The sequence below is a fragment of the Pseudomonas sp. SLBN-26 genome, from assembly GCF_006715895.1.
GTDB classification, from domain to species: domain Bacteria; phylum Pseudomonadota; class Gammaproteobacteria; order Pseudomonadales; family Pseudomonadaceae; genus Metapseudomonas; species Metapseudomonas otitidis.
Genome location: NZ_VFOB01000001.1, coordinates 2,563,730 through 2,583,350 on the forward strand (window position 1 = coordinate 2,563,730; position 19,621 = coordinate 2,583,350).

Here is a 19,621-nt window from a genome sequence, read left to right on the forward strand (position 1 = left end):
CGCCCCATGCCGCACTTCATCGCCGAATACACCCACAACATCGAAGCCGAGGCCGACCTGCCCGGCCTGTTCGAGAAGGTCCACGCCTGCCTGGGTGCCTCCGGGGTCTTTCCCCTCGGCGGCATCCGCAGCCGTGCCGTGCGCCTGGACACCTGGCGCATGGCCGACGGCGAGCACGACTATGCCTTCGTCCACATGACCCTGAAGGTAGGCGCCGGCCGCGACCTGGCCACCCGCCGCCAGGTGGCCGATGCGCTGTTCGAGGTGATCAGCGGCCACTTCGCCGCGCTCCAGGCCCGGCGCCTGCTGGCCCTCTCCTTCGAGATGACCGAGTTGGACGCCGAGCTCAACTACAAGCTCAACAACGTGCACGCCTTCCTCAAGGGCCAGGCCGGCTGACCCCCGGCCCACCGCCAGCGCGGGGTGGCAACGCCCCGCGCCCCCCGACGCGACTCCCAACAAGAAGTACAAGACCATGAGCACCGCCCACACCGCCTGCCCCACCGGCGCTGACCACGCCACCCGCGACACCACCCACCACACCGTCACCTGGCGGCTCATGCCGCTGCTGCTGGTGTGCTACCTGTTCGCCCACCTGGACCGCATCAACATCGGCTTCGCCAAGATGCAGATGAGCGCCGACCTGCAGTTCAGCGACACCGTCTATGGCTTCGGCGCCGGCCTGTTCTTCATCGCCTACGCGCTGTTCGGCGTGCCCAGCAACCTCGCCCTCGACCGCGTCGGCCCGCGCCGCTGGATCGCCACCCTGATGGTGGTCTGGGGCGTGCTCTCCACCAGCATGTTCCTGGTGCAGGGCGCCACCGGCTTCTACGTCCTGCGCTTTTTGCTGGGTGTCGCCGAGGCCGGCTTCTTCCCCGGCATCCTCGTCTACCTCAACCGCTGGTACCCGGCCCGCCGCCGCGCGCAGATCACCGCCATGTTCGCCATCGCCGTGCCCATGGCCGGGGTGATCGGCGGGCCGCTGTCCGGCGCCATCCTCGAAGGCTTCCACGACGCCCTCGGCCTGCGCGGCTGGCAGTGGATGTTCCTCCTCGAAGGCGCCCCCGTGGTGCTGCTCGGCCTGCTGGTCTGGGCGCGCCTGCCGGAGCGCTTCGATGACGTCGCCTGGCTCGACGACGCCCAGAAGCGCCAGCTGCGCGAAGACATGGCCCAGGAGGAACAGCGCAAGCCGATCACCTCCTTCGCCGGCATCCTGCGCGACCGCCACGTCTGGCTGCTGGTGGCCATCTACTTCGCCGTGATGCTCGCGGTGAACACCCTGGCCTTCTGGATGCCCACCCTGATCCACGGCGCCGGCGTCGCCCGCGACAGCCAGGTCGGCCTGCTCAGCGCCGTGCCCTACCTCGCCGGGGTGTTCTTCATGCTCGCCTGCGGCCGCTCCTCGGACCGCCACCGCGAACGCCGCTGGCACCTCAGCGTGCCGCTGCTGATGTGCGCCGTGGGCATCGCCAGCAGCGGCCTCGCGCCCACCAGCGCGATCCCCGTGCTGGCCGGCCTGATCATCGCCGGCATGGGCGCCAGCGCCGCCCTGCCGATGTTCTGGCAGTTACCGCCGGCCTTCCTCTCCGACAAGGCCCAGGCCGCCGGCATCGGCCTCATCAGCTCCTTCGGCAGCATCGCCTCGTTCCTCGCGCCCTACCTCATCGGCTGGATGCGCGACACCACCCAGAGCGCCAGCCTCGCGCTGTTCGTCCTGGCCTTCTTCATCGCCCTCGGCGCCGGACTGGTGCTGCGCACCCCCGCCGCCCTGGTCAACCCACGCTAAGAGAGACCCCACCATGCTCGACGCCACCCTGATCCAGCAGGCCGCCGCCCGACTCGACGCCGCCGAACGCTCGCGGCAGCAGATCCGCCAGTTCTCCCTGGACCACCCCGGCATCACTATCGAAGACGCCTACGCCATCCAGCGCGCCTGGGTGGCGCAGAAGATCCAGGACGGGCGCAAGCTGGTGGGCCACAAGATCGGCCTCACCTCCCGCGCCATGCAGGTGTCCTCCAACATCACCGAGCCGGACTACGGCGCGCTGCTGGATGACATGTTCTTCGACGAAGGCACCGACATCCCCTTCGAGCGCTTCATCGTCCCCCGCGTGGAAGTGGAGCTGGCCTTCGTCCTCGGCAAGCCGCTGCGCGGGCCGAACGTCACCCTGTTCGACGTGCTCGACGCCACCGAGTGGGTCATCCCCGCCCTGGAGATCATCGACGCCCGCATCCAGCAGGTGGACCCGGAGACCCAGGCCACCCGCAAGGTCTTCGACACCATCTCCGACAACGCCGCCAACGCCGGCGTGGTGATGGGCGGACGCGCCGTGCGCCCCACCGAGATCGACCTGCGCCGCGTGCCCGCCGTGCTCTACCGCAACGGCGTGATCGAGGAATCCGGCGTCTCCGCCGCCGTGCTCAACCACCCGGCCAAGGGCGTCGCCTGGCTGGCCAACAAGCTGGCGCCCTACGACGTCACCCTGGAAGCCGGGCAGATCATCCTCGGCGGCTCCTTCACCCGCCCGGTGGCCGCCCGCCCCGGCGACACCTTCCATGTCGACTATGACCAGCTGGGCTCGATTGCCTGCCGCTTCGTCTGAACCACCGCCCACGAGGAGTCCTCATGGACATGCCCGTCAACACCTTCAAGCAACGCCTCCTGGCCGGTGACGCCCAGGTCGGCCTGTGGCTCGGCCTGGCCGACCCGTACTGCGCGGAGCTGGCCGCCAACGCCGGCTTCGACTGGCTGCTGATCGACGGCGAGCACGCCCCCAACGACCTGCGCAGCCTGCTCGGCCAGTTGCAGGCCGTGGCGCCCTACCCTGCCCAGCCGATCATCCGCCCACCCATCGGCGACCCGGTGCTGATCAAGCAACTGCTGGACATCGGCGTGCAGACCCTGCTGGTGCCCATGGTGGACTCCGCCGCCCAGGCCGCCGAACTGGTGCGTGCCATGCGCTACCCGCCATTCGGCATCCGGGGTGTCGGCAGCGCCCTGGCCCGTGCCTCGCGCTGGAACAGCATCCCCGGCTACCTGGACAAGGCCGACGAACAGATGTGCCTGCTGGTGCAGATCGAGAACCTCGACGGGCTGGCCAACCTCGACGCCATCGCTGCCGTGGAGGGTGTCGACGGCGTGTTCATCGGCCCAGCCGACCTCTCCGCCGCCATGGGCCATCGCGGCAACCCCGGCCATCCCGAGGTGCAGGCCGCCATCGAAGACGCCATCGCCCGCATCCGCCGCGCCGGCAAGGCCGTCGGCATCCTCAGCGCCGACGAGGCCCTGGCTCGCCGCTACCTGGAGCTGGGCTGCAGCTTTGTCGCCGTCGGCGTCGACACCAGCCTGCTGATGAAGGCCCTGCAAGGCCTCGCCGGCCGCTTCAAGGGCACTCCCGCGCCGCCACCCAGCGCCGGCAGCGTCTACTGACCCGCATTCCCGACCCGCTCCCCCATCAACGTCCGCCCCGGTGCTGCACGCAGCAACGGGAACGGGCGACGACCGTCCGAAAGAAGGCAGACCGATGACCCTCGATGACCTCAACCTGCTGCGCGAACAGGCCTACGTGAACGGCCAGTGGATCGAAGCCGACGACGACGCGCGCTTCGCCGTGACAAACCCCGCCAACGGCGAGCTGATCGCCGAAGTCGCCTCCCTCGGCCGGGTGGAAACCGCCCGCGCCATCGACGCCGCCCAGGCCGCCCTGCCCGCCTGGCGCACCCGCACCGCCAAGGAGCGCAGCACCATCCTGCGTCGCTGGTACGAGCTGATCATGGCCAACCAGGAGGACCTGGCCCGCTTGCTCAGCTGGGAACAGGGCAAGCCCCTGGCGGAAAGCCGGGGCGAGATCGCCTACGGCGCCAGCTTCATCGAGTGGTTCGCCGAAGAGGCCAAGCGCGTCTACGGCGACGTCATCCCCCACGACAAGCCCGGCCGCCGCCTGGTGGTGATCAAGCAGGCCATCGGCGTCGTCGCCGCCATCACCCCGTGGAACTTCCCCAACGCCATGATCACCCGCAAGGTCGGCCCGGCCCTGGCCGCCGGCTGCACCGTGGTGCTCAAGCCCGCCTCGGAGACGCCGCTGTCCGCCCTCGCCCTGGCCGCGCTCGGCGAGCGCGCCGGGATTCCCGCCGGGGTGCTGAACATCGTCCCCGGCACCCGCTCGCGGGAGATCGGCGCCGAACTGACCGGCAACCCGCTGGTGCAGAAGCTCTCCTTCACCGGCTCCACCGGCATCGGCAAGCTGCTGATGGCCCAGTGCGCCGAGACCATCAAGAAGGTCAGCCTGGAACTGGGCGGCAACGCGCCCTTCATCGTCTTCGACGACGCCGACCTCGACGCCGCCGTGCAGGGCGCCCTCGGCTCCAAGTTCCGCAACACCGGGCAGACCTGCGTGTGCACCAACCGCCTGCTGGTGCAGCGCGGCGTCTACGACGAATTCGCCCGGCGCCTGGTGGCGGCGGTCAACGCCCTCAAGGTGGCCCCGGCCGACGACGACGGCGCCCAGCAAGGCCCGCTGATCAACGCCAAGGCCGTGGCCAAGGTGGAGGAACACATCGCCGACGCCGTCGCCAAGGGCGCCCGCGTCCTGGCCGGCGGCAAGCCCCACGCCCTGGGCGGCAACTTCTTCGAGCCCACCGTGCTCGGCGAGGTGACCCCGGAGATGCTGGTGGCCCGCGACGAAACCTTCGGCCCGCTGGCACCGATCTTCCGCTTCGACACCGAGGAGCAGGCCATCGCCATGGCCAACGACACCGAATTCGGCCTCGCCTCCTACCTCTACACCCGCGACCTCGGCCGCGCCTGGCGGGTCAGCGAAGCCCTCGAATACGGCATGGTCGGCGTCAACGAAGGCCTCATCTCCACCGAAGTCGCCCCCTTCGGCGGCATCAAGCAATCCGGCCTCGGCCGCGAAGGCTCCAAATACGGCATCGACGACTACATCGAGCAGAAGTACATGTGCCTGGGCATCGCCTGATGCCCTCAGCGTTGATCAGCGTGGGCTGAAGCGGAACGCCGCCCGGCCCACCGGGCAACACCCTGCGGGAGCGAATTCATTCGCGACGCTCTTCGCGGTTGAAACCGCTCCCACACCTTCCCCGTACCTCGGCGCGTGTGGCGCTCGCGTAGGGTCCGTAGGATGCGGTGAGCTCGGCGAACCGCATCACCCCGTGCCCTGGCCCCGCAATGATGGGCTTCGCACAGCTCAGCCCATCCTACGTTTGTCGCCGCGACCCGGTGCGTGTGGGGGCTGGCTGAAACGAAAAAACGCGGCCGAGGCCGCGTTTTTCGTGGAGCGGGTGGGGTCAGAAGAAGCCCAGGGGGTTGATGTCGTAGCTGACCAGGAGGTTCTTGGTCTGCTGGTAGTGGTCGAGCATCATCTTGTGGGTTTCGCGGCCGACGCCGGACTTCTTGTAGCCACCGAAGGCGGCGTGGGCCGGGTACAGGTGGTAGCAGTTGGTCCAGACGCGGCCGGCCTTGATGCCGCGCCCCATGCGCCAGGCGCGGTTGATGTCGCGGGTCCAGAGGCCGGCGCCGAGGCCGAACTCGGTGTCGTTGGCGATGGCGAGGGCTTCGGCTTCGTCCTTGAAGGTGGTGACGCCGACCACCGGGCCGAAGATCTCTTCCTGGAAGACGCGCATCTTGTTGTGGCCTTTGAGCAGGGTCGGCTGGATGTAGTAGCCGGTGGCGAGGCTGCCTTCGAGCTTCTCGGCGGCGCCGCCGGTGAGCACTTCGGCGCCTTCCTGCTGGGCGATGTCGAGGTAGCTGAGAATCTTCTCGTACTGCTGCTGGGAGGCCTGGGCGCCGACCATGGTGTCGGTGTCCAAGGGGTCGCCGCGCTTGATGGCTTTCACCTTCTTCATCACTTCGGCCATGAAGGCGGGGTAGATGGATTCCTGCACCAGGGCGCGGGAGGGGCAGGTGCAGACTTCGCCCTGGTTGAAGAAGGCGAGGACCAGGCCTTCGGCGGCCTTTTCGATGAAGGCCGGTTCGGCCTGCATGATGTCTTCGAAGTAGATGTTGGGGCTCTTGCCACCCAGTTCGACGGTGCTGGGGATGATGTTCTCGGCGGCGCACTTGAGGATGTGCGAGCCGACGGGGGTGGAGCCGGTGAAGGCGATCTTGGCGATGCGCTTGCTGGTGGCGAGCGCTTCGCCGGCTTCCTTGCCGAAGCCCTGGACGACGTTGAGTACGCCGGGCGGCAGCAGGTCGCCGATCAGTTCCATGAGTACGGTGATGCCCAGCGGGGTCTGTTCGGCGGGCTTGAGGACGATGCAGTTGCCGGCGGCGAGGGCCGGGGCGAGCTTCCAGGCGGCCATGAGCAGCGGGAAGTTCCAGGGGATGATCTGGCCGACCACGCCGAGGGGTTCGTGGATGTGGTAGGCGACGGTGCCGTCGTTGATTTCGGCGGCGCCGCCTTCCTGGGCGCGGATGCAGCCGGCGAAGTAGCGGAAGTGGTCGGCGGCGAGCGGGATGTCGGCGTTGAGGGTTTCGCGCACGGCCTTGCCGTTGTCCCAGGTTTCGGTGACGGCGAGGACTTCGAGGTTCTGTTCGATGCGGTCGGCGATCTTCAGCAGGATGTTGGAGCGGTCCTGCACGGAGGTGCGACCCCAGGCGTCGGCGGCGGCGTGGGCGGCGTCGAGGGCCTTGTCGATGTCTTCGGCGGTGGAGCGGGGGAATTCGGCGATGGGCTGGCCGTTCACCGGGGAGGTGTTGGTGAAGTACTGGCCTTTGACCGGGGGCACGAATTCGCCGCCGATGTAGTTGCCGTAGCGGTCCTTGAAGGAAACGACGGCGCCGGGGGTGCCGGGTTGTGCGTAACGCATGCGATGGGCTCTCCTGACGGGGCCTGGCGCCGATACGGGCCAGGGGGTGAGTGGATGCTAGTGGCCGCGCCGCCCCCATCGGTATGCGCCCATGGGTGCGGTGGCCTCCTCATTTGGTAGTAGCGCCTTGCAGCACGGCCTGTTCGTAGCGGGGGTAGAGGTGGCTGACGCTGCGCACCAGCTCGAAGCGGCTGAGGCTGACGGCGGCGAAGCGCTCGGGAATCGGCGCGCGGATCAGCTCGTTCATGTCCGCGCCCTGGGCGGCACCCTCGCGCAGCAGGCCGTCGAGCCAGCCCAGGTAGTCGCGCATCTGCTCGAAGGCGGCGGCGTCTTCGGTGACCGGCCCGTGGCCGGGCACCAGGTGCTTCCAGGGCAACGCCTGTAGCTGGCGCAGGTCGTCGAGCCAGACCTCCAGCCCCGGGCTGTTGGGGGTGGTGAGGGCACGCTGGTAGAACACCAGGTCGCCGGCGAACAGCACGCCGGTGCGCTCGTCGAGGATGGCCAGGTCGGCCCCGGTGTGGCCGCGCAGGGGCAGCAGGCGCAGCGGGTGGCCGCCAACGGTGCGGGTGCCCGCCTGCACGGCCTGGTCCGGCAGGCGCACTTCGGTGCCGCGCATCCAGTCGCCCACCAGGCGGTACATGTTCTCGGCCATGGCGTCGCCCTGCTGGCGCAGCAGTTCGGTGGTGCCGGGCAGCGCGGCGATGGGCACGTCGGCGAAGGCCTGGTTGCCCAGCACGTGGTCGGGGTGGTGGTGGGTGTTGAACACCAGCACCACCGGGCGCTCGGTGACCCGGGCGATGGCGCGGCGCAGGCTTTCGCCGTAGCGCCGCGAGGGGCCGGTGTCGATCACCACCACGCCGGCATCGGTGACGATGAAGGCGCTGTTGACCACGTTGCCGCCGTTGGCGCTGCTGAAGTTCTCGGTGCTGCCTTCCAGCAGCCAGGTGTCGTCGGCGATGCGCCGGGGTTCCAGGGGGTATTCCGGCTCGGCACGGGACAGCAGCGGCAGCAGGATCAGGAACACCAGCACCAGCAGGCCCATCGCCGGGCGGGTGGCCACGGGCCGTGGTTCGCGGGGATGGGGCTCGTGATGGCGCACGTCTATCTCCTTGAGCGCACGGTTCAGAAGTCGGCCTCGAACTCGTTGCCGTTGTTGTCCCTCAGCCACAGGTGGGTCGGCTCCGGGGTGCGGGTCTCCAGGCTGAGGGTGGGGTTCTCGGCCACGGCGGGGAACAGCTCCAGGCTGGCGAGAACCTCGCCGGTAGGGCTGCGCAGTTCGGCCTGGTTGAGGAAGAACTCGGGCACGCCGCCGACCAGGCCGTTGTCCATGGGGTGGTCGATGCGCAGGCGCAGGCGGCTGGCACCGTCGTGGGCGAAGCGGGCGCCCTGGATGTGCCCGAGGCGCTGCTCCCAGCCCGGCTGGGCGCGCACCACGCTGGGCGCGGTGCAGCCACCGCCGGCGGCGTCGACCCAGGCGGAGCCGACATGCCAGACACCGTCATCGGTGAGCGCGGCAACCCGCACGGCGGTGGCTTGCTCGACACGGATGCGCACGGCCACCACCGGCAGCACCCGCTCGCCGGGGCGAAAATCGAAGATCCGCGGGATGGGATTCAGCTCGGCCCAGGCCACCAGCCGCCGCACTGGGCCGGGCAGCCCCCGGGCGTCGACCTGGATCGGCACCTGCCGGGCGTCCTCGGCGAAGGGCGGGGCCTGCAGCACCACGCGCGAGTCGAAGACGAAGGGGGCGCCTTCGAGGATGCGCTGGTGGTGGTAGGCCCACATCACCGAGGGCACCGGGTCCGGGCCCGGATCGGGAGCGGCCTGGACGTTCAGGCACACCCCCAGGGCCAGTGGCAGCCAGCGGCGCATGGCTCACTCGTCCACGTGGACGCTTTCCAGGTAGGAGCGGATGGCCCAGAGCGCTTCCTGGCTGAGGAAGTCGGCCATCTTCGGCATGTACACGGCCCCATCGCGAACGGCGCCGTTGATCACCCGCTCCTTGAACCACTCGTCACCGCTGGCATCGGTCTCCAGGTAGCGCAGGTCGGGGGCGATGCCGCCGGACTTGGCTTCCAGGCCGTGGCAGCGGGCGCAGTTCTGGTTGTAGGCCGAGGCGCCGATCTCCACCGCCAGGGCATTCTTCTCGTAGGGCGCGCGGTAGGGGTTGGTTTCGCGCCATTCCCTGCCCAGGGGCTCGAGGCCTTCGGTGTTCACCGCCTGGGGCACCACGTCGCCGTGGGCCAGGGCCAGGCCGGACAGGCCCATGCCGGCGAGCAGCAGCAGACCGCGCAGGGTGTTCTTGTTGTTGTGCATGACTTCCATCCTCATCGAGATGCTGGGCAAGGCAACGCTCGCCTGGAGCGTGGTGCCGAGGATGGTAAGGAGGCCCCCAGGGGCCCCGAATGCTGCTTTGGTGGGCGCGCTCTACTCCCTTGGTAGCAGGCCCCGGGGAGGTGCCAGGGGAGGCTTTGGCAGCAAGTCCAAGTCATGTCCGGACTGGGAATTTTTCCCGGCCATCGCGGGAGTTTTTCCGTATCCCGGCAAGGGGGTCGCTTCCACTATGCGATACGCCAGGACGCCAGGTGGCGCACTGGTCCTCAACGACCACGGGAACCACAAAGATGACAACAAGATCGCTCCCCCACTCCCCGCTGGCCCTCGCCGTCAAGGGTCTGCTCCTCGCCGGCGGCCTGGCTGCCACCAGCGCTGCCTTCGCCAAGAACGTCACCTGGGAAGACATCGCCAACGACCATGTCTCGGTCAAGGACGTGCTGCAGTACGGCATGGGCACCAATGCCCAGCGCTGGAGCCCCCTGGCCCAGGTGAACGACAAGAACGTGTTCAAGCTGGTGCCGGCCTGGTCCTTCTCCTTCGGTGACGAGAAGCAGCGCGGCCAGGAGTCCCAGGCCATCGTCAACGACGGGGTGATCTACGTCACCGCTTCCTATTCCCGCGTGTTCGCGCTGGACGCCAAGACCGGCAAGCGCCTGTGGGTCTACAACCACCGCCTGCCGGCCGACATCCGCCCGTGCTGCGACGTGGTCAACCGGGGCGCCGCGATCTTCGGCGACAAGATCTTCTTCGGCACCCTGGACGGCCGCCTGGTGGCGCTGAACAAGGACACCGGCAAGGTGGTGTGGAACAAGAAGTTCGGCGACCACACGGCGGGCTACACCATGACCGGCGCGCCGACCCTCATCAAGGACCAGAAGACCGGCAAGGTGCTGCTGATCCACGGCAGCTCCGGTGACGAATTCGGCGTGGTCGGCCAGCTGTTCGCCCGCGACCCGGACACCGGCGAGGAAGTCTGGATGCGCCCCTTCGTCGAGGGCCACATGGGCCGCCTGAACGGCAAGGACAGCACCCCCACGGGCGATGTGAAGGCCCCCTCCTGGCCGGACGACAAGGACTCCCCCACCGGCAAGGTGGAAGCCTGGAGCCACGGCGGCGGCGCCCCCTGGCAGAGCGCCAGCTTCGACGCCGAGACCAACACCATCATCGTCGGCGCCGGCAACCCCGGCCCCTGGAACACCTGGGCGCGCACCGCCAAGGGCGGCAACCCCCACGACTACGACAGCCTCTACACCTCCGGCCAGGTGGGCGTGGACCCGAGCACCGGCGAGGTGAAGTGGTTCTACCAGCACACCCCGAACGACGCCTGGGACTTCTCCGGTAACAACGAGCTGGTGCTGTTCGACTACAAGGGCAAGGACGGCAAGACCGTGAAGGCCACCGCCCACGCCGACCGCAACGGCTTCTTCTATGTGGTGGACCGCACCAACGGCAAGCTGCAGAACGCCTTCCCCTTCGTCGACAACATCACCTGGGCCAGCCATATCGACCTGAAGACCGGTCGCCCGGTGGAGAACGAAGGCCAGCGTCCGCCGCTGCCCGAGCCGGGCCAGAAGCACGGCAAGCCGGTGGAGGTCTCCCCGCCCTTCCTCGGCGGCAAGAACTGGAACCCGATGGCCTACAGCCAGGACACCGGCCTGTTCTACGTGCCGGCCAACAACTGGAAGGAGGACTACTGGACCGAGGAGGTGAACTACAAGAAGGGCTCCGCCTACCTGGGCATGGGCTTCCGCATCAAGCGCATGTACGACGACCACGTCGGCAGCCTGCGCGCCATGGACCCGACCACCGGCAAGGTGGTGTGGGAGCACAACGAGCACCTGCCGCTGTGGGCCGGCGTGCTGGCCACCAAGGGCAACCTGGTGTTCACCGGCACCGGTGACGGCTTCCTCAAGGCCTTCGATGCGAAGACCGGCAAGGAGCTGTGGAAATTCCAGACCGGCAGCGGGATCGTCTCCCCGCCCATCACCTGGGAACAGGATGGCGAGCAGTACATCGGCGTGACCGTCGGCTACGGCGGTGCCGTGCCCCTGTGGGGCGGCGACATGGCCGAGCTGACCAAGCCGGTCGCCCAGGGCGGTTCCTTCTGGGTGTTCAAGCTGCCCAGCTGGGACAACAAGACCGCCAGCCGCTGACCATCCTCACCGGCGCGCCCTCGGGTGCGCCGGTTCTCGTTCCGGGAGCTGCCATGAACTACCTGCCCATGTTCCTTCCCCTGCTCATGCTGGTCTTCGGCCTCGCCTGGGCCCAGCCCGAACCCACCCAGCCCGCCGCCGACGACAGCGATGCCGACGCCGTGCGCGTGATCGACGGTTGCCGCCTGGAACCCGGCGCCCACTGCCCGGGGGCCAACCTGTCCAACGCCGACCTGAGCAACCTGGACCTGCGCCGCATCGACCTGTCCGGGGCCAACCTGGCCGGTGCCAACCTGCGCCACGCCAACCTCGACCTGGCCAACCTGGAGAAGGCCCGGCTGGTAGGCGCCAACCTCACCCGCGCCAGCCTGCAGCAGACCAACCTGCGCCTGGCCGACCTCAGCGATGCGCACCTGATGGCCGTCCAGGGCTGGGGCCTGTTCGGCCAGGGCGCGCAGTTCAAGGGGGCCGACCTGACCGGTGCCTACCTGGAATTCGCTCGCCTCTCCGGCGCCAAGCTGCACGACGTGAACCTGCAGGCGGCCGACCTGGAGATGACCTTCCTCAGCCGCGCCGACCTCAAGGGTGCCCGCCTCAACGACGCCAACCTGCAGGAGGCCAAGCTCGCCGACGCCAACCTGGAGAACGCCGACCTCAGCGGCACCCGCCAGCACTACGCCTCGTTCCAGGGCGTGAACATGGAAGGCTGCACCGCCTGCCCCCAGGATTGGGAGAAGTAACCGGCACTCCACACGCGTTTCTGCAAGGGGCCAGGGATGGCCCCTTTTTTATGTCCTGGTACACCAGGATCGATTAAGCACACAGCCCGCAACGATGGGCTTCGCACAGCTCAGCCCATCCTACGAACCGAGCCGCCGCAGGATGCGGTGAGCTGTGCGAACCGCATCAATCCGAGGCGCCCGGTGCGGCGGCGGGAGTGGATCGGTGGAACGCGATCCCCCTGCGCCACCTGCACATCCCCGTAGCCCGGACTTCAGTCCGGGAATGGCTGCACCGGCTTCCTGGGCTGAAGCCCAGGCTACGGGCGGAGCGCCCCGCAAACGAAAAGAGGCGCACAGGTGCGCCTCTCCGTGCCCGCTGCCGGGGTCAATCCTGGCTGGTCGCGCCGATGCGGTGGATCGACAGGTCGGCGCCGTAATACTCCTGCTCCTGGCTGAGGCGGATGCCCAGGGTCTTCTTCAGCAGGCCATACACGGCGAAGCCCCCCACCAGCGCCACCACCAGGCCCAGCGCGGTGCCGATGAACTGGCTGGCGAGGCTGACGCCGCCGAGGCCGCCCAGGGCCTGCTGGCCGAAGACACCGCAAGCGATGCCGCCCCAGGCGCCGCACAGGCCGTGCAGGGGCCAGACGCCGAGGACGTCGTCGATCTTCCATTTCACCTGGGTGGCGGTGAAGGCCCAGACGAACAACCCGCCGGCGATGGCGCCGGTGGCCAGGGCGCCCACCGGGTGCATCAGGTCGGAGCCGGCGCACACCGCCACCAGGCCGGCCAGCGGCCCGTTGTGCAGGAAGCCGGGGTCGTTGCGGCCCACCAGCAGCGAGGCCGCCGTGCCGCCCACCATGGCCATCAGCGAGTTGACCGCCACCAGGCCGCTGACGCCCTGCAGGGTCTGGGCGCTCATGACGTTGAAGCCGAACCAGCCGACGATGAGGATCCACGAGCCGAGGGCCAGGAACGGGATGTTCGACGGGGCGAAGGCGATCAGCCGGCCGTCACGATAGCGGCCGTCGCGGCGGCCCAGCAGCACCACCGCGCCGAAGGCCAGCCAGCCGCCCACGGCATGCACCACCACCGAGCCGGCGAAGTCATGGAAGCTGGCGCCGAAGCTGGCTTTCAGCCAGTCCTGCAGGCCGAAGTTGCCGTTCCAGATCAGCCCCTCGAAGAAGGGGTAGACGAAGGCGACGATCAGCGCGGTGGCGCACAGCTGCGGGCCGAACTTGGCACGCTCGGCGATGCCGCCGGAGATGATCGCGGGGATGGCGGCCGCGAAGGTCAGCAGGAAGAAGAACTTCACCAGCGCGTAGCCGTGGTCCTCCGCCAGGACGGCGGCCGGCTGCAGGAAGTTGACCCCGTAGGCCACCCAGTAGCCGATGAAGAAGTAGGCCAGGGTGGAGACGGCGAAGTCCGAGAGGATCTTCGACAGGGCGTTGACCTGGTTCTTCTGCCGCACGGTGCCGACTTCGAGGAAGGCGAAGCCGGCGTGCATGGCCAGGACCATGACCGCACCCATCAGGATGAACAGGGTATTGGAGCCGTGGATCAGGGTTTGCACGGCGCTGTTGAGGTTTTCCATCGAGAGGGGGCTCTCCGGCAGTGAAAGGGCACCAAGAAAGGTCACAGCACCATCACAGCGCACCAGACTGATGCCACCCCACCGGGGACCGCTCCCTGGCGATGCCCCGCAACGGGGCGAAAGGCAGTGTGAAGCATCAGCTGACTCATGACTTTTTCTTTATTTATCAGTCGCTTGACCAATCAAGCGCGCACCTCGGCAGACCGCCTTGCCGCTCGATAACGGGGCGTTTTCCAGCCGGGCGCACCAGGGCAAAGCAAGCCGCATACCAAGGCACGGCGGGTGTTGGCGGACGGCCGGGCAAATTTCCCCTGAACCCTTTGCGCCAGGCAGGACTCAGAACCCCTGAGCCTTTCAAGGAGAACCGCCATGCCCCGCAACAACGCCTCCCGCGCCCAGGATGACCTGATCGCCGAATTCCAGGCCCTCGTCGGCGACACCGAGAAACTGCTGCAGCACACCGCGAGCCTGGCCGGCGAGCAGGCCGAGGACCTCCGCCTGCAGATCCACGATTCCCTCAAGCGCGCCCGGGAAACCCTGAACCTCGCGGAAGAACGCCTGGTGGACAAGGGCAAGGCCGCCGTCGCCGCTACCGAGGGCTACGTGCAGGAGCACCCGTGGCAGACCATCGGCCTCGCCGCCGGGGTCGGCTTCCTGCTCGGCCTGCTGGCCAACCGTCGCTGACATGCAGGCGGACGCGCCCAACCCCGAGGCCGGCGAGCCCGGCCCGTCGCCGCGCCGCCTCGGCGCGGCCGTGCTGGGGCTGCTGCACAGCCATGTGGAGCTGTTCGGCATCGAGCTGCAGGAGCAGAAGGCCAACAGCCTGCGCCTGCTGCTGTTCGCCGGGCTGGCGCTGGTCTTCGCCCTGCTGCTGCTGATGAGCCTGTCGGCGCTGGTCCTGGTGCTGTGCTGGGACACCTGGCGCTTGCAGGCCATCGGCGGGCTCTGCCTGTTCTACGGGCTGCTCACCGTCTACTGCGCCTGGCGCCTGAAGCAGGCCGTGGACGACGAAGCCTCCCCCTTCGCCGGCACCCTCGAAGAGCTGGCCCTTGACCGCGAGCGCCTGCTGCCATGACCCAGCCGCCCCTGCCCTCCTCCCGCCGTGAACTGCGCAAGGCGCTGGTCCGCCTGCGCCTGGAGATGCACCGCCAGGAGATCCGCCACGAAGCCCAGGTGATCACCCGGCCCCTGCGCCGGGTGAAGGGCCTGGCGCAAGGCCTGCAACATCCCCTGGGCCAGGGGCACGCACCACTCTGGGGCATTGCCGGCATCGCCGCGCTGGGTTTCTTCGCGGCCCGCGGCGGCTCGCTGGCGCGCTGGGTCCGACTGGGTGGCACCCTGCTACCGCTGCTGGGCGCCCTTTGGAAGCAACACAGCCAGGCCGTGGACCGCCCGCCCCGCTCCTGATCGTCGGACAAACTGGCCACGTTCTTGCTAATGGAACGGTCCGGGCATCGCCCGTCGTTCCCGCGCTGGCTTGCGCGGACCCTGGGGTCATTACAACAAGGAGCCGCCCGTGATCGAGGGGCAACCACTCGCCTCTTTCCAGCCCTTCATCGATACCGCCACCGGCCGGATCGCGGGGGTCGAGGCCCTGGGGCGGCTGCGCATGGAGGACGCCACCCTGCGTTCGGTGGGCCCGCTGTTCGTCGACCCGCGCATCCCGCCCGCCGCCCTGCGTCGTCTGGACCGGGAGATCCGCGAGGACGCCCTGCGCCGCCTGCACGAAGCGCCGGCCGACTGGTTCCTCAGCCTCAACATCTCGCCCCGCTGGATCAGCCGGCTGCGCCCCGGCCAGGCCCTGCCCAGCCTCAAGCAACTGCAGCGCAACGGGGTGAGCCCCGAGCGCATCGTCTTCGAGATCACCGAACTGGGCGGCGCCAGCCAGCGCCTGCCGGACGTGGTGGCGCGCTACCGCGAGGCCGGTGCACGCATCGCCATCGATGATTTCGGCGCGGGCTATTCGCAGCTCGACCGGGTGCTGGCGTTGCAGCCGGACATCCTCAAGCTGGACATGCAGCTGTTCCAGGCCGCCGCCCGGGGTGGGCCGAGCGGCGAGGTGGTGAAGGCGCTGACACAGATGGCGGAGAAAACCGGCTGCTGGATCATCGCCGAGGGCGTGGAGACCGAGGCCGAGCTGGACTTCGCCCTGGAGTGCGGCGCCCGCTACGTGCAGGGCTACCTGTTCGCCGCGCCGCACCTGGCGTTCTTCCCGGCGGATGCCTTCGTCGCGCGCTTCGCCGAGCTGCGCGATCGCTACGTGAAACGCAAGCTGGCCGAGCGCTCGCAACTGATGGACATGCGCCAGCAACTGAACCGCTTGATGAACCAGCTGAAGACCTGGGCCGAGGCCGGCGGTAGCCACCAGGCGCTGCCGAACCCCGCCGAGTTCCCCTGGCTGCTGCGCATCTACCAGTGCGATCGCACCGGCACCCAGCTGACCCCCAACCTGGAATGGCACCAGGGCGCGTGGCGGGAGGACGCCCGCTACCAGGGCCACAACTGGTCCTGGCGGCCGTACTTCTACCAGTTGCTGGCCGAGGGCTGGGAGGAGCGCCGCCTGACGCTCTCCACCACCTACCGCGACGCCACCACCAACCAGTACTGCCTGACCGCCGGCCAGTTCATCGACAACGGCCGCCGCCTGCTGCTGGTGGACATCGACGCCGCCGGGCTCTGAGCCAGGCGCGGAACTCCCGCGGCCGTCCCAAGGTCCACTTGCCTCGCCCGGGCTTAACCGGGAAGCTAGCCTCCCATTAAGCCACTGAAGGCGAGGACAGGCATTGGACTGGCAGACACTGCTTACCCGGGAACGGCTCGGCAAGCCGGTGCACAGCACCGAGGAGCTGGGCCGCAGCCCGTTCCACAAGGATCACGACCGCATCATCTTCTCCGGCGCCTTCCGCCGCCTGGGCCGCAAGACCCAGGTGCACCCGGTCTCCAGCAACGACCACATCCACACCCGCCTGACCCATTCCCTGGAGGTGGGCTGCGTCGGCCGCTCCCTGGGCATGCGCGTGGGCGAAGTGCTGCGCGAGGCGCTGCCGGACTGGTGCGAGCCCTCGGACCTGGGGGTGATCGTGCAGTCCGCCTGCCTGGCCCACGACATCGGCAACCCGCCGTTCGGCCACTCCGGCGAGGACGCCATCCGCCACTGGTTCCAGCAGGCGGCCGGGCGCGGCTGGCTGGATGCGATGAGCGACGTCGAGCGCGCCGACTTCCTCAGCTTCGAGGGCAATGCCCAGGGCTTTCGCGTGCTCACCCAGCTGGAATACCACCAGTTCGACGGCGGCACGCGCCTGACCTACGCCACCCTCGGCGCGTACCTCAAGTACCCCTGGACCTCGCAGCACGCCGAGGCGCTGGGCTACAAGAAGCACAAGTTCGGCTGCTACCAGAGCGAACTGCCCCTGATGGAGCAGATCACCCAGAAGCTCGGCATGCCGCAGCTGGAACCGCAGCGCTGGGCGCGCCACCCGCTGGTCTACCTGATGGAGGCGGCCGACGACATCTGCTACGCCCTCATCGACCTGGAAGACGGCCTGGAGATGGAGCTGCTGGACTACGCCGAGGTGGAGGCCGTGCTACTGGGCCTGGTGGGCGACGACCTGCCGGAAACCTACCGCCAGCTCGGCCCCCACGACTCGCGCCGGCGCAAGCTGGCGATCCTGCGTGGCAAGGCCATCGAGCACCTGACCAACGCCGCCGCGCGGGCCTTCGTCGAACAGCAGGACGCCCTGCTCGCCGGCACCCTGCACGGCGATCTGGTGGAGCACATGGACGGCCCGGCCAAGCGTTGCGTGCTGCGCGCCAAGGCCATCGCCCGCGAACGCATCTTCCAGGACAAGCGCAAGACGCTGCACGAGATCGGCGCCTACACCACCCTGGAAATCCTCCTCAACGCCTTCTGCGGCGCAGCGCTGGAGCAGCACGGCGGGCGTACGCCGTCGTTCAAGAACCGGCGCATCCTCGACCTGCTGGGCAACAACGCGCCCAACCCGGGCTGGCCGCTGTACCGCTCCTTCCTGCGGGTGCTGGATTTCATCGCCGGCATGACCGACAGCTACGCCACCGAGATGGCCCGGGAGATGACCGGCCGTTCGAGCCCGGTCTAGGGAACCCCCGTGCGTCAGGCGATCAGGCAGAGCTTCCACTGGCACGCCGGCCCTCCGGCCTGGGGCCCGGCGGCCATCGCCGGCCTGGGCTGCGGCCTGCCGCTGCTGCTCGGCCTGTTCACCGCGCACACAGGCTTTCTCTGGGCCGCCACCGGGGCCTTCCAGGCGGCGCTGGCCAACCCGATGCACCGCTTCGGCATGCTGCGCATGCTGCTGCTCACGCTGCTCGGCGCCCTCAGCGCAGGCATCGGCTTCTGGGCCGCCAGCCATCCCCTGGCCAGCCTCGGCACCTTCGCCCTGTGGGGCTTCCTGCTGGCGGTGCTGCAGCGCTACGGCACGGAGCTGGGCAAGCTGGGGGTCGGGCTGGCGGTGTGCCTATGCCTCGGCCAGGGCCAGGCCGGCAGCGGCAACCTGCACAACGGCCTGGCGGTGGGGGCGCTGTTCGCCATCGGCGGGCTGTGGGTGATGCTGCTGGCGTTCTTCCTGCGGGGCGCCCACGGCCTGCGCCTGTGGCCGGTGCTGCCGCGCCTGGGCGGGTTCATCAAGGTGTTCGGCCGGCACGCCGGGCGCTTGCCACAACGGCTGTGGTGGATCCACGCCCTGGCCTGCACCCTGGCGGTGGCCCTGGCGGGCCTGGCGGCCAACCTCAGCGGCCTGCCGCGAGGCTACTGGCTGACGCTGACGGTGGTGACGACGTTGCAGATGGAGCTGGACGGCAGCCTGGTGCGGGCCATCCAGCGCAGCCTCGGCAGCCTGGCGGCGGCGCTGGCGCTGATCCTGTTCGGTCACTGGCTGGAAAGCCCGGGTTGGCTGGTGGCGGCGATGCTGCCGCTGATCGTGCTCAGCCGTGCCTTCATCGCCCAGCATTACGGCCTGTTCGTGGCGCAGACCACGCTGTGCTTCGTGCTGCTGGCCGAGAGCCTGGCCCACGACTGGCACCTGCCGGAGGTGCGCCTCTACAACAGCCTGCTGGGCGCCGCCCTGGCACTGCTGGTGGCCTACGGCGCGCACCGCGCACGCCTGCACTGGACGCCACAGGCGCCGGCGGAGGCAGACGTGGAAGTAGAGGAAGCGCTTGGGGCGGCTGGACCGGCCCCGCAGGCGGAGCCCGTCACCGAGCCCCTGCGCGACTGACCCCCGCAGCGTCGCCGATCCCGACGCCTACGGGGTTGTGATGCGCTCAGACCAGCGCGTTGCGATTGGCGAACTCCACCAACTCGATCAGCGAGCGGGCGTTGAGCTTGAGCAGCAGGCGGGACTTGTAGGTACTGACGGTCTTGTTGCTGATGAACATCTCGTCGGCGATGCGTTTGTTGCTGTAGCCATTAGCCAGGTACTTGAGCACCACCAGCTCGCGGTCGGAGAGGCGGCTGATCAGCTCCTGCTCGTCGGGGACACCGACCTGGCGCTTGCCGGAACGGATCACATCGCTGGGGAAGTAGCTGTAACCCGAAAGCACCGCACGCACGGACGAAGCCAGTTCGCCCAGGTCGCCTTCCTTGCAGACGAAACCGGCAGCGCCGGCCTGCATGCAGCGGGCGGCGTAGTGGCTGGGGTTCTGCCCGGTCAGCACGAGGATGCGCAGCGGCAACTCCAGCGAACTGAGGCGGGCGATGACGTCGAGGCCGCCGAGCTTGGGGATGCCGATGTCGAGGATGATGAGGTCCGGCACGTGTTCGCGGGCCAGGGCGATGGCATCGACGCCGTTGTCGGTCTCGGCGATCACTTCATACCCCTCGCGGTTGAGCAGCAGGCGCACGGCCAGTCGGATCACGGGGTGGTCGTCGACGATCAGCACCTTGCTCGGTGCTTCGCTGCCCATGCGCAGGAACTCATCCAGGTCTACCAATTTGCTCACCTTTTTATCTCCCT

Annotated in this window: 19 protein-coding genes; 13 read left to right on the forward strand and 6 right to left on the reverse strand. The window is 68.8% G+C overall.

What is annotated here, in order from left to right:
- The first annotated feature begins 6 nt into the window (after window positions 1–6).
- The 5 genes from FBY21_RS11710 to FBY21_RS11730 all read left to right on the forward strand — a co-directional run bounded on the left by FBY21_RS11710 (window position 7) and on the right by FBY21_RS11730 (window position 4,979).
- Window positions 7–399: a 5-carboxymethyl-2-hydroxymuconate Delta-isomerase gene (locus tag FBY21_RS11710; protein ID WP_142011161.1), complete on the forward strand. Its 393-nt coding sequence runs from the start codon at window positions 7–9 to the stop codon at window positions 397–399.
- 76 nt (window positions 400–475) lie between these two features.
- On the forward strand, window positions 476–1,786 hold the full coding sequence (locus FBY21_RS11715) for an MFS transporter (protein WP_142011163.1): 1,311 nt from the start codon (window positions 476–478) through the stop codon (window positions 1,784–1,786).
- A gap of 13 nt (window positions 1,787–1,799) precedes the next feature.
- Window positions 1,800–2,603, forward strand: coding sequence for a 2-oxo-hept-4-ene-1,7-dioate hydratase (hpaH, locus tag FBY21_RS11720; protein ID WP_111264611.1), 804 nt, complete (start codon window positions 1,800–1,802; stop codon window positions 2,601–2,603).
- 23 nt (window positions 2,604–2,626) lie between these two features.
- A complete protein-coding gene (gene hpaI / locus FBY21_RS11725; RefSeq protein ID WP_142011165.1) occupies window positions 2,627–3,430 on the forward strand; it encodes a 4-hydroxy-2-oxoheptanedioate aldolase in 804 nt (267 codons plus the stop codon).
- Between the two features lie 94 nt (window positions 3,431–3,524).
- A complete protein-coding gene (locus FBY21_RS11730; RefSeq protein WP_142011168.1) occupies window positions 3,525–4,979 on the forward strand; it encodes an NAD-dependent succinate-semialdehyde dehydrogenase in 1,455 nt (484 codons plus the stop codon).
- A 328-nt stretch (window positions 4,980–5,307) separates the two neighbouring features.
- Here FBY21_RS11730 and FBY21_RS11735 read toward each other — a convergent pair whose 3' ends face one another.
- The 4 genes from FBY21_RS11735 to pedF all read right to left on the reverse strand — a co-directional run bounded on the left by FBY21_RS11735 (window position 5,308) and on the right by pedF (window position 9,144).
- On the reverse strand, window positions 5,308–6,828 hold the full coding sequence (locus FBY21_RS11735; protein ID WP_107329478.1) for an aldehyde dehydrogenase family protein: 1,521 nt from the start codon (window positions 6,826–6,828) through the stop codon (window positions 5,308–5,310).
- 109 nt (window positions 6,829–6,937) lie between these two features.
- Entirely contained in the window at window positions 6,938–7,870 is a 933-nt protein-coding gene (locus FBY21_RS11740) for a quinoprotein relay system zinc metallohydrolase 1 (protein ID WP_142016411.1), read from the reverse strand.
- Window positions 7,871–7,950: 80 nt separating this feature from the next.
- The gene (locus tag FBY21_RS11745) at window positions 7,951–8,700 is read right to left on the reverse strand and encodes a quinoprotein dehydrogenase-associated SoxYZ-like carrier (RefSeq protein WP_083422351.1); all 750 of its coding nucleotides are present in this window, start codon (window positions 8,698–8,700) and stop codon (window positions 7,951–7,953) included.
- Window positions 8,701–8,703: 3 nt separating this feature from the next.
- Complete coding sequence (pedF, locus tag FBY21_RS11750; RefSeq protein WP_142011170.1) at window positions 8,704–9,144, reverse strand: cytochrome c-550 PedF; 441 nt, start codon at window positions 9,142–9,144, stop codon at window positions 8,704–8,706.
- Between the two features lie 308 nt (window positions 9,145–9,452).
- Here pedF and exaA point away from each other — a divergent pair, with 308 nt between their 5' ends.
- Together exaA and FBY21_RS11760 are read left to right on the forward strand one after the other, a co-directional pair.
- The gene (gene exaA / locus FBY21_RS11755) at window positions 9,453–11,318 is read left to right on the forward strand and encodes a quinoprotein ethanol dehydrogenase (protein WP_142011172.1); all 1,866 of its coding nucleotides are present in this window, start codon (window positions 9,453–9,455) and stop codon (window positions 11,316–11,318) included.
- 53 nt (window positions 11,319–11,371) lie between these two features.
- Window positions 11,372–12,058, forward strand: coding sequence for a pentapeptide repeat-containing protein (locus FBY21_RS11760; protein WP_142011174.1), 687 nt, complete (start codon window positions 11,372–11,374; stop codon window positions 12,056–12,058).
- Window positions 12,059–12,425: 367 nt separating this feature from the next.
- Here FBY21_RS11760 and FBY21_RS11765 read toward each other — a convergent pair whose 3' ends face one another.
- Entirely contained in the window at window positions 12,426–13,634 is a 1,209-nt protein-coding gene (locus FBY21_RS11765) for an ammonium transporter (protein ID WP_069564856.1), read from the reverse strand.
- 369 nt (window positions 13,635–14,003) lie between these two features.
- Between FBY21_RS11765 and FBY21_RS11770 the strand changes: the two genes are divergently transcribed.
- The 6 genes from FBY21_RS11770 to FBY21_RS11790 all read left to right on the forward strand — a co-directional run bounded on the left by FBY21_RS11770 (window position 14,004) and on the right by FBY21_RS11790 (window position 18,883).
- Window positions 14,004–14,318, forward strand: a complete 315-nt coding sequence (locus tag FBY21_RS11770; RefSeq protein WP_044406086.1) for a YqjD family protein — start codon at window positions 14,004–14,006, stop codon at window positions 14,316–14,318.
- A gap of 1 nt (window position 14,319) precedes the next feature.
- On the forward strand, window positions 14,320–14,709 hold the full coding sequence (locus FBY21_RS11775; protein ID WP_142011176.1) for a phage holin family protein: 390 nt from the start codon (window positions 14,320–14,322) through the stop codon (window positions 14,707–14,709).
- The gene (locus FBY21_RS29570) at window positions 14,706–15,041 is read left to right on the forward strand and encodes a hypothetical protein (protein ID WP_174244710.1); all 336 of its coding nucleotides are present in this window, start codon (window positions 14,706–14,708) and stop codon (window positions 15,039–15,041) included. Before FBY21_RS11775 ends, FBY21_RS29570 begins: the two co-directional genes overlap by 4 nt.
- A gap of 109 nt (window positions 15,042–15,150) precedes the next feature.
- The gene (locus tag FBY21_RS11780) at window positions 15,151–16,314 is read left to right on the forward strand and encodes an EAL domain-containing protein (RefSeq protein ID WP_142011178.1); all 1,164 of its coding nucleotides are present in this window, start codon (window positions 15,151–15,153) and stop codon (window positions 16,312–16,314) included.
- Between the two features lie 103 nt (window positions 16,315–16,417).
- Entirely contained in the window at window positions 16,418–17,749 is a 1,332-nt protein-coding gene (locus FBY21_RS11785; protein WP_074968910.1) for a deoxyguanosinetriphosphate triphosphohydrolase, read from the forward strand.
- Window positions 17,750–17,758: 9 nt separating this feature from the next.
- Window positions 17,759–18,883: an FUSC family protein gene (locus FBY21_RS11790; RefSeq protein WP_142011180.1), complete on the forward strand. Its 1,125-nt coding sequence runs from the start codon at window positions 17,759–17,761 to the stop codon at window positions 18,881–18,883.
- 46 nt (window positions 18,884–18,929) lie between these two features.
- Here the strand turns inward: FBY21_RS11790 and FBY21_RS11795 are convergent, their stop codons facing one another.
- Window positions 18,930–19,571, reverse strand: coding sequence for a response regulator transcription factor (locus FBY21_RS11795; protein WP_044406209.1), 642 nt, complete (start codon window positions 19,569–19,571; stop codon window positions 18,930–18,932).
- Window positions 19,572–19,621 lie beyond the last annotated feature (50 nt).

Bases quoted from the DNA above. Each gene is read 5' to 3' on its own strand.
- FBY21_RS11710 (WP_142011161.1), top strand. From the start codon at position 7: ATGCCGCACTTCATCGCCGAATACACCCACAACATCGAAGCCGAGGCC.
- FBY21_RS11715 (WP_142011163.1), top strand. From the start codon at position 476: ATGAGCACCGCCCACACCGCCTGCCCCACCGGCGCTGACCACGCCACC.
- hpaH (WP_111264611.1), top strand. From the start codon at position 1,800: ATGCTCGACGCCACCCTGATCCAGCAGGCCGCCGCCCGACTCGACGCC.
- hpaI (WP_142011165.1), top strand. From the start codon at position 2,627: ATGGACATGCCCGTCAACACCTTCAAGCAACGCCTCCTGGCCGGTGAC.
- FBY21_RS11730 (WP_142011168.1), top strand. From the start codon at position 3,525: ATGACCCTCGATGACCTCAACCTGCTGCGCGAACAGGCCTACGTGAAC.
- FBY21_RS11735 (WP_107329478.1), bottom strand. From the start codon at position 6,828: ATGCGTTACGCACAACCCGGCACCCCCGGCGCCGTCGTTTCCTTCAAG.
- FBY21_RS11740 (WP_142016411.1), bottom strand. From the start codon at position 7,870: ATGGGCCTGCTGGTGCTGGTGTTCCTGATCCTGCTGCCGCTGCTGTCC.
- FBY21_RS11745 (WP_083422351.1), bottom strand. From the start codon at position 8,700: ATGCGCCGCTGGCTGCCACTGGCCCTGGGGGTGTGCCTGAACGTCCAG.
- pedF (WP_142011170.1), bottom strand. From the start codon at position 9,144: ATGCACAACAACAAGAACACCCTGCGCGGTCTGCTGCTGCTCGCCGGC.
- exaA (WP_142011172.1), top strand. From the start codon at position 9,453: ATGACAACAAGATCGCTCCCCCACTCCCCGCTGGCCCTCGCCGTCAAG.
- FBY21_RS11760 (WP_142011174.1), top strand. From the start codon at position 11,372: ATGAACTACCTGCCCATGTTCCTTCCCCTGCTCATGCTGGTCTTCGGC.
- FBY21_RS11765 (WP_069564856.1), bottom strand. From the start codon at position 13,634: ATGGAAAACCTCAACAGCGCCGTGCAAACCCTGATCCACGGCTCCAAT.
- FBY21_RS11770 (WP_044406086.1), top strand. From the start codon at position 14,004: ATGCCCCGCAACAACGCCTCCCGCGCCCAGGATGACCTGATCGCCGAA.
- FBY21_RS11775 (WP_142011176.1), top strand. From the start codon at position 14,320: ATGCAGGCGGACGCGCCCAACCCCGAGGCCGGCGAGCCCGGCCCGTCG.
- FBY21_RS29570 (WP_174244710.1), top strand. From the start codon at position 14,706: ATGACCCAGCCGCCCCTGCCCTCCTCCCGCCGTGAACTGCGCAAGGCG.
- FBY21_RS11795 (WP_044406209.1), bottom strand. From the start codon at position 19,571: ATGGGCAGCGAAGCACCGAGCAAGGTGCTGATCGTCGACGACCACCCC.